Genomic DNA, 12397 nt, shown 5'->3' with positions numbered 1-12397 from the left:
TTACACGGTTATGTTAACACAACCATTATGAAAGCGCTACCTTTTTCTGGCGATTAAATATTATTAAAGGCTTTTTTGAGTAAATTGGTATACGCACGTTTACTTTATTCTTAAGCGAGTGGGACAAAAGTTGGGTAGTTTACGAGCATTAACTGAAAATTGACCGATACCCTGTCCATTACAAAAAAGCCCGCTCCTTTTTATCCGGAGGGGCTTTCCATAATAAGCAATCTCGTTGTTTCACCACGATTAATTGGAATTTTCTATTTAATTTTAGAATCCTTGTCTGTCAAAGAATCGGCATTTCGGTTTTATAATAGCTAACTTAACCGCTTGTCAAAAGGCGTTCTCATGGAATTGCTACTGACTAAAAAGGATTATTTAATTGTTTTGGCAATTGCATCTAAAATCCGAGCTGCTGCGTGACCGTCTCCGTACGGATTTTGGGCTTGGGCCATTTCTGCATATTTTGCCGGATCATTCAAGAGGACGTTCATTTGCTTCTTAACTGCTTGCGGGTCGGTTCCCACTAGTTTCAACGTTCCGGCCGCAACCCCTTCTGGCCGCTCCGTCGTGTCCCGTAGTACTAGGACCGGTTTACCTAGTGAAGGAGCTTCTTCTTGAACACCACCCGAGTCCGTCATGATTAAATAACTGCGAGCCGCAATGTTATGAAAATCAAGGACATCCAATGGCGCAACCAATTTAATCCGGGGATCATTGCCCAATTCGGCCTCCGCCATCTGTTGTACTTTGGGGTTCAGATGAACTGGAAAAATAACCTCTACGTCGGGAGTTTCATCCACTACCTGCCGAATTGCTTTGAAAACTCGTTGCATCGGCGTCCCTTGGTTTTCACGACGGTGCATGGTAACCAAGATAATTCGATGATCTTTACCGATTTCTTCTAAAATTTCGTTATGGTAATCTTCACTGACGGTGTCCTTAAGAGCGTCAATCGCGGTATTTCCGGTAACAAAAATTTGCTTTTCGGGGTGATTTTCTTGGAGTAGATTATCCCGACTAGTCGTGGTTGGCGCGAAGTAAAGGTCCGTCAACACGTCCGTCATCTGGCGGTTTAATTCTTCAGGAAATGGCGAGTACTTATTCCAAGTTCTCAATCCCGCTTCTACATGACCTACCGGAATTTGGTGATAAAAAGCACTTAGCCCCGCAGAAAATGTGGTCGTGGTGTCTCCGTGCACCAAAATCAAATCAGGACGATCCTCCTGCAAAATTTTATCCATCCCCAAAAGAACCTTGCTAGTGATGCTGCTTAAAGTCTGGTCCTTTTGCATAATGTTCAAATCATAATCTGGCTTAATTTTAAAAATCTGCAAGACTTGATCGAGCATTTCCCGATGTTGACCAGTGACTACCGTAATCGGAGCGAACCGCTCATCGTGTGCCATCGCTTTAACTACGGGAGCCATTTTAATCGCTTCTGGACGAGTCCCAAAAATACTCATTACTTTAATCTTTTTCATAAATTCTCCTCCTGCTCGATTACTAATCCAATTTTACCATTGAACGCCGTTTACGTTTCATCCGCTGGATCTAGATTTGTTAACTTTCAAGCCTGGTTGGGATGGTTTGGCTACAAAAAAGGGGCTGAAAAAACTAATATTTGGGCGTACTGGCTTTAAGTCAATTGGTTCCGCTTAAACCAAAATCGACTATTATACCCAGCTCAGGCATAATAGTCGATTTTTAGTTAATATTCACAAATTACCCGACTTTTGTTTCATTCTCCGTCCAGCAATTTTATCTAATTAGTACTTGCTGTTTTAGTTAATTTAACGTCCGTAGTCTTGTATTTTCCGCTATGGTAGTAACCGATCTTAACGGTATCGCCAACCTTATGCTTGTATAGTGCTTCGCGAAGTTCGGCCGTGTCCTTGATTGATTTTCCATCAACTTTCGTCACCACGTCGTACTTCTTCAAGCCCGCAGTCTTTGCCGGACCTGAATCTACCGACATGATTACCGATCCGCCCGTTACGCTGCTAGGCAATTTCAAGATTGATTTTTGTTGATCTGAAGAGATTGCCGTTAAATCTACCAACGTTACTCCTAGCGCCGGACGGTTAATTTTACCGTTCTTCACTAATTCGTCGATTACAGAAACCACTTCATTAGATGGAATGGCGAAGCCCATCCCCTCTACCGAAGTCGAGCTACCGCTTGAAGAAAGCTTCATCGAATTAATTCCAATGACTTGACCCGCCAAGTTAATTAACGGACCACCAGAGTTACCAGCGTTAATTGCGGCGTCTGTTTGAATAACCGTCGCTTCGCCAGTACCTTGGCCGTTGCTATTTGACGTTTCAATGGTCCGCTTCTTCGCCGAAATAATTCCTTGCGTCAAGGAAGTTGCGTATTCCGAACCTAGTGGTGAACCAATTGCCAACGCTGTCTCTCCAACTTTGATGTTGTCAGAATCGCCAAAACTTGCCACGGTGGTTACCGGAGCAGAGTTAATCTTGAGGACTGCTAGGTCGGTTACGCTATCGGTTCCCACAATTTTAGCTGGTAGCTTCTTTCCATTGCTCATGATAACTTCAAGCGAATTTGAGCCGCTGACCACGTGGTTATTCGTAACGATGTACGCGGTGTCGCCGCTCTTCTTATAAATTACCCCGGACCCTTCCGAAGCCGTTTGAAGCTTATCAGAAGAAGACTTGCTTGACGAGGACTCACTGTCCCCAAAAATTGAATTTAAAATATTGTCGGTGTCGCCCGTATTTTCTTTTTGCAAATTAATTACGGAAACTACGGAATCCTTTACCGTAGAAAATGCTTTTGAAGATTGACTGCTAACGTTAACCTTCACGTTGCTTGTCTGGGTTTCCCCTGATTTATTTGAACCAGTTGGAACTGCCGTAGTGGTGGCTTCCATTCGATTTTGTACAAAACTCGCCCCACCATAGGCAACCCCACCGCCAAGCAAACCTGCAATGGCAGCCGTGATAATAATTTTATTATTTTTCATAACACGTCGCGGATTCCCGCTCCCTCCTCATACAATATTCCCGTTACGGCCTATTATAGCCTGTAATTTATGTTATTTGTATGAATTTACTCGGTAAATTTCCTAAAAGGTTAAAAATTAGATTAAAGCCAGCGGGTCCGCTTTTTCATGGTCCGTATCTAGAATTTCAAAATCATGGCCAACCGCTAAATCATGGTTTTGCATCATGGAACTCACCGTTAGATGGGCCAATTCCTTCATGTTGTTATGCAAACTCAAGTGACCTAAGTAAATTTTCTTAGTACGGTTGCCAATCACGTCCATGAGCGCGTTGGCCCCGTCTTCATTTGATAAATGACCGTGATCGCCCATGATTCGCTGTTTAAGCGGCCACGGGTAGCCGCCCATCCGCAACATTTCCGTATCGTGATTTACTTCAAACAGGTAGCCATCGGCATTGCGAATTGTGCCCGCAACCCGGTCTGACACGTATCCCGTATCCGTTAATATTACGAACGATTTTCCCGCGTGATGAAATTCGTAAAATTGCGGTTCAGCAGCGTCATGTGACACCGCAAAACTTTCAATATCCAAGTCATCCAAAGACTTAGTCGTATTGGGATCAAAAATGTACTTTTGTTCGGTAGGAATTTTACCGACCTTATTTTTAATGGCATCCCAAGTACCCCGGTTTGCGTAAACGTTGATCCCGTACTTTCGAGCTAACACTCCGACACTTTGAATGTGATCAGAATGTTCGTGGGTGACAAATAAGGAGTCCACCTCATGAATATCCCGACCGACACTTTCCATTAACCCGGCAATTTTTTTGCCGCTCAATCCTGCATCTACCAGCACCTTATGTTCGGGTGTCTCAATGTAGGTAACGTTTCCGGTGCTTCCACTGGAAAGCACGCTAACTTTCAAACCCTCTTCGCTCATCTTTTGACCTTCCTACTTAAAATTTAATCCATTAACAATAATTTATGCGTTCGAACTATTTGTTGACGCAGTACCGTCCTCTGCAGATTCAGCACTCGTGCCGTTCGGATCCGTAGCAGCTGCTTTATCCGTGGTTTTAGCCTTCTTTACTGGGGTTTGACCGTCTTTTTTGATCAACACTCCCGAAAAGGCATTAATTCGTTTAACCTCAATATTAGCACTATTTTTGTTTTTGATTCCAATTACCCAAGTAGGCACGTAGACTGCACCCTCATCAGTGCTTAGCAACCTCGTGTATCCCAAATTAGCCCACTCAATTTTGGAGTTATTGGGAATTTCGTTGTATTGGTACAGCAGGGTGACCGCCCGCGATTGACTAATCAATTCGCTTTCTTCACGAAGCTGTTTTTTAGCTACCAAATGACCTTGCACGTAGCCGGTAACTTGATTACTGGTATTTACGTAAAAAATAAGTTGGCCGTCCTTAGAATATACCGGACGCTGGTCAATCATCTGGGTATAAACCACTTGCGTATCGCTGCTTAAGTTCGCATTGTACTGATACTGCGTGCCAGCAATTACGTTTTCCCGATCCTTTAAAAAGCGGTCTAAAGCCTTCTGGGGATCTTTGGGATCGATGGTAAATGGATCGGTGATCGTGCTATACAACTTATTATCAACCACGCGTGCATTTTGCCCAGTAAGGTGCTTAATGCCACCCTTGAGGGAAGTATCCACTTTGCTTTGGGCGTAATACCCTTCCTTTTTCTTGTTAGAAAGTGGCATATACGTGATCTGGTCGTTACGCATCTCCTTTAAAATGGACGTGCTCGCGCTAGTATTTGACGACGTGACCGTGCCCGATTCCATTTGGTATTGCCAGTAGGAACCGAATAAATAGGCGTTTAAGATGGCAAAAACCACGATGAAGATTACTTCAATTCTCCTAAAATCCATTTCGTTCCTCCTTAGCTAGCCAAATTTTGGTAGGCCGTCCATTCACCACGATAATTAACGTACCACGTTGGTTCTAATTCTACCGTCGTGTTGGCCGCTACTTTACCCGCCCATTGATATCCAATTTCAATGTCTTTGATATCTTTAGGGTTAATTCCTTGGTAACTAAGCTGATTTAGTACTTCTTCAGTCGTAGGCAGCTGTTTGGTACCTCCTTTAGAAGGAACTGGCACCTGTAAGTTGTAAATTGAAAAAGACGTTGTCAGTTCGTTGGATTGCCGGGCAACCTTAATCGTGCCTAAACCATCCTCATTGAAAATCGGGAATCCGGCGACGTAATCGCGGAATTCCGCCTGCCGTTTAGCTAATTGGAAATCAAAGTAGCGCACGTTGGTATCAGCTTGCACTCCCAGTTGTTTCATCTGCAAGAAGCTCTTCTCGATATTATTATTCAGGCCATCTCCGCCGCCATTACCGCTCGCATTATTAAAAGTTACCTGACCATTATTACGGACAAGAAGGCGTTTCGTGTTGTCGTTAGTTACGTACACCACCCCATCCTTGGTCTTTTTGGTATCAATTGAATCCGCATCCGTGTTGGTCAACAAGTTGGCCGTAAATACGCTGCTGCTTTCCTCGTTAATCAAAAAGCTGTTGTATGGTACCGCCGGAGCCTTATAGTAATCGTTGATCAGCCGATGATTCATGACCGTTTCTTTAACTGCATAAACTTGGTCATTTCCCTGCACTAGTTGTCGTAAATTCTTTAAGTTCTGCCTGCTGACTTTAATTTGATAAACGTCGTAAGTTTTATCATTAAGTAAGAAAAACTCGTTTCGTTTATCTAGATTAATCACCACTTGGCTAATTTCGTAATTGGAATTTAACTTCTGATCGTAAACTCCATTAAAAATTTGCGTGGTAATGTTGCTAGGATATTTCAGCATTACGCTACGATCCATGGTGGCGTAATCCATAAACCGTTCCTTATTGCCGCGTGATACTCGCGTGGAGCTTTCCAAACGCCATTTACTAACCTCGGCCACGATCATTTTTGGTAAATTTTTCTTAGAATTATTAATTAATTGTTGTTTATCATGGTTAGTGTAAATAATTTGAGTAGGTAAAATTACGTCGCTCATGTCCCGTTTAACTTGGTTAGACTGAACTTTTTCGTTTGCAATATGGCGTGAGCCGCCGTAACGCGCCGGATTCGTCCAAATTAACCACGAAAGGCTAATGCTCATAATCGCTAAAATTGCTAAAAGCGCGTGGCGAATAATGCGCCGGGTTTTCGTATCCTTCATTATTCCCAAGCATCCCCTTCCTCAAACGGTTCGTACGGTAGCGAAATGTAGAAGGTCGAACCTTCGCCTTCGCGACTTTCTACCCAAATCCGGCCACCGTGCATTTGGACCACTTCCTTGGAAATTGCTAGCCCTAGCCCAGTACCGCCTTGTGCTCTAGACCGCGCTTTATCCACTCGATAAAATCGGTCAAAGACGTGACTAATCGCTTCTTTGGGAATTCCAAGTCCTTGGTCAGTAATGCTCATGATCACGTGGTTATGGGTCTCAACCAGCCGACAAGTGATTACCCCGCCATCCGGAGAATATTTGATGGCGTTATTCATAATATTATCCAACACTTGTTGAATTTTATCCGTATCCACTTCAACCCAGATATCGCGCCGGGTGAAATCCCGTTTAATGGTGTAATTTTTCTCCGATTTTTCCCCATTCTTCAAAATCATATCAAAACGATCCAGAATGTGGTTAAATAGCTCGTTTAAATTAACGTATTCTTTATCTAACCGCGCCGTCCCCAAGTCCATTCGGGACAGATTTAGCAGATCATTAATCATCCGCATCATCCGATCGGTTTCTTCTTGGGTAACTTTCAAGAAGTTTGGCGCAACGTTCGGATCCTTCCAAGCCCCATCGACAAGTGCTTCAATGTAGCTCTTCATGCTGGTCAGCGGCGTCCGTAACTCATGCGAAACGTTAGATACGAAGCGTTTCCGGTCTTGGTCAATTTTTTGTTGTTCAGTAACGTCATGAAGCACGCAAACTAACCCGCTAATAAACCCGGATTCCCGTTGAATCAGGGCAAAGGAGGCGTGCAAAATCAAATCCTGTTCATCGGTAGACAAATCTAACACTTCGGGATCTTGATTTTCCAATAAATCACGCAGCGTTACCGAACCGCGTAAGTCTAAAATGTCTAAAATTGACTTGCCCACAATTTGGTCGTTTTCCAAATTCAAAAAGTCCGTTGCCATTTCGTTGACGATCGTAATTCGACCCCGGCGATCCGTCGCCAGCACCCCGTCGGTCATGTAACCCAAGACCGAGTCTAACCGCCGTCGTTCTGATTCGGTCAGTTCTTGCGATTCTTCAACCCGAACCGACAAGTCGTTAACGGCCGCGGCAAGTTGGCCAAGCTCATCGTCACCGTAAATCTGGACTTGTCCGGAGTAATCTCCCCGGGCAATTTGCATGGTCCGTTGCCGCATTTCTTCAATTGGTCGCGTAATCGCCCGCGCAATTAAGACCGCAAGGAAAAGACCAATCGTAATCGCAATTAGGGCCGCCACCACGAAAATAAGCGTAATGTTATTCACGTTTTGGTAAACCGACTCTAAGTTGGCCCGAATGTAAACAACACCCGTCAAATTATTGGTAGCTCCCGACGTGTTAATGAGGGGAACCACCGAAATAAAGTAACGCGTGTTATTCGTTTTATTATAAGAAATTTGTTGGTAACTGCGGGTGTTATAAATAACGTCCTTGACGTTCCGGTCGGTAGTTTTTTGTCCGACCATGCTTCGATCGGCATTATTACTAGTCCCGCGAATAACTCCCTTAGCATCAATTACTCGAATTTCCGTGATGTTTTGGTTATTAATATTGCCAATAATGTCCGCAATTTGGTCGTTCGCCTTTTTCGTGTTGCTGCGCTCAAGTTGCGCGCTAATTTCATTTTCCACGTACGGTTGGAGTTGGACTTGCGACTTGAACTGGCTTAAGTTTTGCGTCTCCAATTGACGCACAAAAATAACTCCAACGACTTCCAACGTTACCACCAGCAACATTGCAAACACTAGAGCTATTTTAAAATTGATTGATCTAAAAAAATTTGTTCGCTTATTCATTTAAACTCCCCGAGTTCTAACTAATTGATTAGTTAAGGAAACAAATCGGCAATTGCGTGCCTCAAATAGGCCAGCCTGCTTAGCCATGGGGATTCTTACCGAACTCCGGTAACTAAGTACTACTGGTCAAAGGTTATTAATCGTGATGCGCTTTTGCAACCGTTGAGTTGGCGTTTAAGCCGTTCGCTGAGTTAGGCAGGCATCATAACCCATTCCATAGTTAAACGGGCGCTACTTCCACCTCCATTGCGATGGCGCAGCGACCGATATTTTTCTATTAATTAGTTGAAATGAGTTTCGCAGCCCGATTTCTTGCGGTTAACCAAATTCTAGCATCAATCGCCAAAAACACGATTAATGCTAGAATTCTGTTAATCCTCAAAAGCTAACCGAGGGCTTCCACTCTCTAGTCCGTTTCCGGATTCCTCAAATAATATCCTACTCCCCGGCGCGTTACCAAAATTTGCGGATTACTTGGCGTTTCCTCAATTTTTTCGCGCAACCGCCGCACCGTTACGTCGACCGTCCGCACGTCGCCAAAGTAATCGTAGCCCCACACCGTTTGTAAGAGATGTTCCCGGGTCATCACTTGGTCCGTATGTTGTGCCAAGTAATGTAACAATTCAAATTCCCGGTGCGTCAAATCTAATTGCGCACCGTCCCGAGTTACCGAATACGAATCCGAATTAATTACTAGTGGGCCAATCTTAATGTTATTTTTTACTTCTTCATTGCTTTGTTGGAATTGATCCTGCCGACGCAAGTTAGCTTTTACCCGCGCTACCAGTTCCCGATTGGAGAACGGCTTGGTAACGTAGTCATCCGCACCAAGTTCCAATCCAACAACCTTATCCAATTCCGAATCCTTAGCGGTTACCATAATGATTGGGATGTTATGCTTGGCCCGCACTTGGCGAGCAACTTCTAACCCATCAATTTTTGGCAACATTAAGTCTAATAGGATTAGGTCCGGTTCCTCGGATTCTACTTTTTCTAGCGCTTCTTCGCCGTCATAAGCAGTTACCACATCGTAACCTTCCTTATCTAAATTAAACTTGACGATGTCGGAAATTGGTTTTTCATCATCTACTACTAAAATTTTTGGCATGTTTGCCCTCCTCAGAAGATATATCTGCCATTAGTTGTAAGAAGTTGGGACAGACACTTAATTAATTTTCAAACGTTTGGTCACCGGCTTAGTGCTTCAATTTCACATTAAGCTACCGTCAACCAAATTTACTAATCCGATTTTGTCCATATAAATACAAATTCAAAAAAAGTTGCGGATTTTTTTGCCATTTTTTTAGGCAAAGGTCTATCCCATTCGTTTCTGTCAATTATACCACATGCGCTCAAATTTGAATGGTAACGCTCTCGCAGCCCCTTATTAGCTAAAATTTCACTTTTTTTAACTTTTTTTGAAAAAAATTCAAAAAAAGTGTTGTCATGATTTTTTTTTCATGCTACTATATTTAAGTCGAGTTGATGAGGACATCAATCACATGGGTGGTTAGCTCAGCTGGCAGAGCAACGGACTCTTAATCCGTGGGTCCAGGGTTCGATCCCCTGACCACCCATTACATAGACACACTAATCAGTAATCACGCTGCGTCAGGCCGTGGTTGCTGATTTTTTTGTTGTCTACATTTTTCTCTTTAACAAAAAAACAGCAATTAAATGAGTGCTGGTTTTTTTGTGCTCAAATTTTTTTGGACTATATCTCTATTTTATTTATAGAGTTTTAGATTTCTAAATCACTAGCGATCAAGTACTGGCAAATCTTTGATCTTCTTTGCTGGCACTCCGCCAAAGATAGCATTATCAGGGACGTCCTTATTGACTACGGCTCCGGCCGCAATAATTGTATTGTTGCCAATTTTTACCCCAGGAAGAATAGTGACGTTTCCTCCAATCCACACATCATTTCCAACCTCAATAGGTCTGGTAGTGGAAATAACGTAGGAACTCCCATCTGAGCGCTTTCCAAAACGTTTGCTTGCATCAATCGAATGCTCACCACAATAAAACTTAACGTCCGGTCCAATTAACACCCGATCACCAATGGTGACCAAATTAGCATCCAAAAAATTGGCATTAGCGTTTATTAATACATCATTTCCCAGTCGCATATGTTTTCCGTACGTAACTCGAAAAGGACTCATTATGGTTACATTTTCGCCCACGTCTGCAAATAGTTTCTTAAACAATGCCATTCTTTTACTAAAATCCTGAGTCTGATTAATTTCTTTCGTCACATTCTGGGCATTCTGGATCATTGTTTGAATTTCGGGATCCCGGTAATCATAGTCTTTTCCCGCTAATAATTTTTCATGTTCGCTTAGCATGTGTACACTCTCCTAACAAAATCATTATTTTTTCTCGTCAATTAGGACGGTTCCTTCAGCTGGATTTTCGTCAAGCGCCCCAATTATCTTATGTGGTACATATAATTCTTCTAAGTAATTAACATCCTCTGCTGATAAGTTAATCGATAACGCAGCTGCTGCTTCATCAAGATGATTCATCTTAGTTGAGCCAATAATTGGTGCAGCCACGCCTTTTTTCCATTGCCAAGCCAAGGCTATTTGACTCATCGAAACACCATACTTTTCAGCTAATTCGGATACTCGGTCAACAATTTCTTGGTCTTCCAAACGGGAATCATCGTATTTTCCACGTGCTACTCGGTCGGTTTGACTACGTAAAGTGTTCGCCTGCCAAGCCTTATGACTTAAATGTCCCGCTGCTAGCGGGCTGTATGGCATTAATGACACTTGCATTTGATTACAAATTGGAATTAATTCACGTTCATCTTCCCGGTAAAGCAGGTTGTAGTGGTTCTCCATAGTTTGAAATTGCGCCCAGCCGTGTTCCTTGGCAATTTGCTGCATATTATAAAATTGATAGCCATACATTGCTGAAGCACCAATCGCACGTACTTTACCAGCCTTTACTAAATCATTTAAAGCTTCCATTGTTTCTTCAATTGGTGTTTCATAATCAAATCGATGAATAATATATAAATCTAAGTAATCCGTGTTCAAGCGTCGTAAAGAGCCCTCAATTTCTCGGTGAATCGCCGCTTTAGATAATCGTCCCGGATTGAAATAAACTTTAGAAGCTAAAACTACTTGATCACGAGGAATTTTATTCTCTTTAAGCGCGCGTCCCAGGTATTCTTCGCTAGTTCCTTCAGAATAAGAGTTTGCCGTATCAAAGAAATTGACCCCCAAACCAAGGGCGTGGCGGATCACTTTTTCACTGTCTGAATAATCGAGTGTCCAATCGTGCATACTCCCTGGTTTGCCAAAACTCATTGCGCCTACACACATCTTTGAAACTGCTATATCAGTCTTTCCCAACGTTGTATATTGCATATCTTTATTCATTGAACTCATCCTTTCAGTTTGTTAATTATTAAATCTTGCCAGTTTTCAACGAAGATTTTTCTTTTTTGTTGTTTAGTTAAACTGCTTGTCTGGATTGCTTTTTTAATAATTTGGGTAGGACCATCCGGTTTGACTCCAAGAGGGGTATCTGTACCAAATAATACATGCAGTTCCCCAAAGAACTCTACAGCCATCTCTAAGGCCTTTGGATTACCCAATAGGGCTGTATCTACATAAAATTTTTTGAAATCTTCATAGTTATGCTTTCCTTGAATGTAATAAATCCGCTGCGCAAAATATGGCATCATTGCTCCGGCATGGTGAACGATTATTTTTAAATTAGGATATTTCTCAAAGTAACCGTTATTCACTATATTATTCATAGCAATTGTTTGTTCATATTCCCAGCTAAAAGTTAGGTTATTATCCGATTTGCGTTCATCAAAAACGGGATGCAACCAAATTGGCTTTCCTAAGCCCGCCATTTTTTCAAAAATCGGCTCATATTTTGGATCTGTGATGGGCTTTTTCATCGCTCTAGTAAACAGTTGCACGCCCACCAACGCTTTATTGTTAGCCACCTGGTGATCAATTATTGATAACGCTGCAGGAATGTTATTCATTGGTAACATCGCTACGGCGCCCACAAAGTGCTTCGGTTGCGCTTCAACCCTTTCTATAAGTTCGGCATTGGCAGATTGACACAGGGAAGCCGCTAAATTGGGGGCAACCCAATCTTCAGGATTCAGGTTAACCATTGAAATGATTTCTTGCTGGTCTTCTGTCATTGTCTTTACTCGCTTTTTAATATCCGTTAATAATGGATTTTGCATCCATTCGTTATTTTTTAAAGCATTTGGCGCAATTTTTAATATCTCAGCAAGGTAGTTAGGCGTTAAAACATGCGCATATACATCGACCATTGAAATGCCTCCTTTAATAACTTCGCTAGACACCATCCCTCTGCGATTGTTGACAATTCTA

10 protein-coding genes and 1 tRNA gene are annotated in these 12397 nt (G+C 42.5%); 1 reads left to right on the top strand and 10 read right to left on the bottom strand.

Translation table 11 applies throughout. From position 1 onward, the window contains the following. Positions 1-377: 377 nt before the first annotated feature. The 7 genes from wecB to yycF all read right to left on the bottom strand — a co-directional run bounded on the left by wecB (position 378) and on the right by yycF (position 9132). On the bottom strand, positions 378-1487 hold the full coding sequence (wecB, locus tag I6H64_RS09270) for a non-hydrolyzing UDP-N-acetylglucosamine 2-epimerase (RefSeq protein WP_008841518.1): 1110 nt from the start codon (positions 1485-1487) through the stop codon (positions 378-380). A gap of 281 nt (positions 1488-1768) precedes the next feature. Beyond that, the gene (locus I6H64_RS09265) at positions 1769-2992 is read right to left on the bottom strand and encodes a S1C family serine protease (RefSeq protein ID WP_008841516.1); all 1224 of its coding nucleotides are present in this window, start codon (positions 2990-2992) and stop codon (positions 1769-1771) included. Positions 2993-3109: 117 nt separating this feature from the next. After that, positions 3110-3913, bottom strand: a complete 804-nt coding sequence (locus tag I6H64_RS09260) for an MBL fold metallo-hydrolase (RefSeq protein ID WP_002829398.1) — start codon at positions 3911-3913, stop codon at positions 3110-3112. 42 nt (positions 3914-3955) lie between these two features. Beyond that, positions 3956-4870 carry a two-component system regulatory protein YycI gene (locus I6H64_RS09255; protein ID WP_008841515.1) on the bottom strand — a complete coding sequence of 305 codons (915 nt, stop codon included), beginning with the start codon at positions 4868-4870 and terminating at the stop codon, positions 3956-3958. 11 nt (positions 4871-4881) lie between these two features. Next, positions 4882-6177 carry a YycH family regulatory protein gene (locus I6H64_RS09250; RefSeq protein WP_056985128.1) on the bottom strand — a complete coding sequence of 432 codons (1296 nt, stop codon included), beginning with the start codon at positions 6175-6177 and terminating at the stop codon, positions 4882-4884. Next, entirely contained in the window at positions 6177-8024 is a 1848-nt protein-coding gene (walK, locus tag I6H64_RS09245; RefSeq protein WP_036685326.1) for a cell wall metabolism sensor histidine kinase WalK, read from the bottom strand. Before walK ends, I6H64_RS09250 begins: the two co-directional genes overlap by 1 nt. 406 nt (positions 8025-8430) lie before the next feature. Then, positions 8431-9132, bottom strand: a complete 702-nt coding sequence (gene yycF, locus I6H64_RS09240) for a response regulator YycF (protein ID WP_002829394.1) — start codon at positions 9130-9132, stop codon at positions 8431-8433. Between the two features lie 396 nt (positions 9133-9528). Here yycF and I6H64_RS09235 point away from each other — a divergent pair. Further along, positions 9529-9601, top strand: a tRNA-Lys gene (locus I6H64_RS09235). A gap of 180 nt (positions 9602-9781) precedes the next feature. Here the strand turns inward: I6H64_RS09235 and I6H64_RS09230 are convergent. Genes I6H64_RS09230 through I6H64_RS09220 form a run of 3 tightly spaced genes read right to left on the bottom strand, consistent with a single transcriptional unit; the run spans position 9782 to position 12372 of the window. After that, positions 9782-10369 (bottom strand): sugar O-acetyltransferase, encoded by a 588-nt coding sequence (locus I6H64_RS09230; RefSeq protein WP_008841512.1) that lies wholly within the window; start codon positions 10367-10369, stop codon positions 9782-9784. Positions 10370-10393: 24 nt separating this feature from the next. Next, positions 10394-11401, bottom strand: coding sequence for an aldo/keto reductase (locus tag I6H64_RS09225; RefSeq protein ID WP_036685354.1), 1008 nt, complete (start codon positions 11399-11401; stop codon positions 10394-10396). Between the two features lie 17 nt (positions 11402-11418). Next, positions 11419-12372: an amidohydrolase family protein gene (locus tag I6H64_RS09220; protein ID WP_008841510.1), complete on the bottom strand. Its 954-nt coding sequence runs from the start codon at positions 12370-12372 to the stop codon at positions 11419-11421. Positions 12373-12397 lie beyond the last annotated feature (25 nt).

It is taken from the genome of Pediococcus acidilactici (assembly GCF_016127815.1).
GTDB classification, from domain to species: domain Bacteria; phylum Bacillota; class Bacilli; order Lactobacillales; family Lactobacillaceae; genus Pediococcus; species Pediococcus acidilactici.
This window is presented reverse-complemented; position numbering and strand designations above follow the sequence as displayed.

Bases quoted from the DNA above. Each gene is read 5' to 3' on its own strand.
- wecB (WP_008841518.1), bottom strand. From the start codon at position 1,487: ATGAAAAAGATTAAAGTAATGAGTATTTTTGGGACTCGTCCAGAAGCG.
- I6H64_RS09265 (WP_008841516.1), bottom strand. From the start codon at position 2,992: ATGAAAAATAATAAAATTATTATCACGGCTGCCATTGCAGGTTTGCTT.
- I6H64_RS09260 (WP_002829398.1), bottom strand. From the start codon at position 3,913: ATGAGCGAAGAGGGTTTGAAAGTTAGCGTGCTTTCCAGTGGAAGCACC.
- I6H64_RS09255 (WP_008841515.1), bottom strand. From the start codon at position 4,870: ATGGATTTTAGGAGAATTGAAGTAATCTTCATCGTGGTTTTTGCCATC.
- I6H64_RS09250 (WP_056985128.1), bottom strand. From the start codon at position 6,177: ATGAAGGATACGAAAACCCGGCGCATTATTCGCCACGCGCTTTTAGCA.
- walK (WP_036685326.1), bottom strand. From the start codon at position 8,024: ATGAATAAGCGAACAAATTTTTTTAGATCAATCAATTTTAAAATAGCT.
- yycF (WP_002829394.1), bottom strand. From the start codon at position 9,132: ATGCCAAAAATTTTAGTAGTAGATGATGAAAAACCAATTTCCGACATC.
- I6H64_RS09230 (WP_008841512.1), bottom strand. From the start codon at position 10,369: ATGCTAAGCGAACATGAAAAATTATTAGCGGGAAAAGACTATGATTAC.
- I6H64_RS09225 (WP_036685354.1), bottom strand. From the start codon at position 11,401: ATGCAATATACAACGTTGGGAAAGACTGATATAGCAGTTTCAAAGATG.
- I6H64_RS09220 (WP_008841510.1), bottom strand. From the start codon at position 12,372: ATGGTGTCTAGCGAAGTTATTAAAGGAGGCATTTCAATGGTCGATGTA.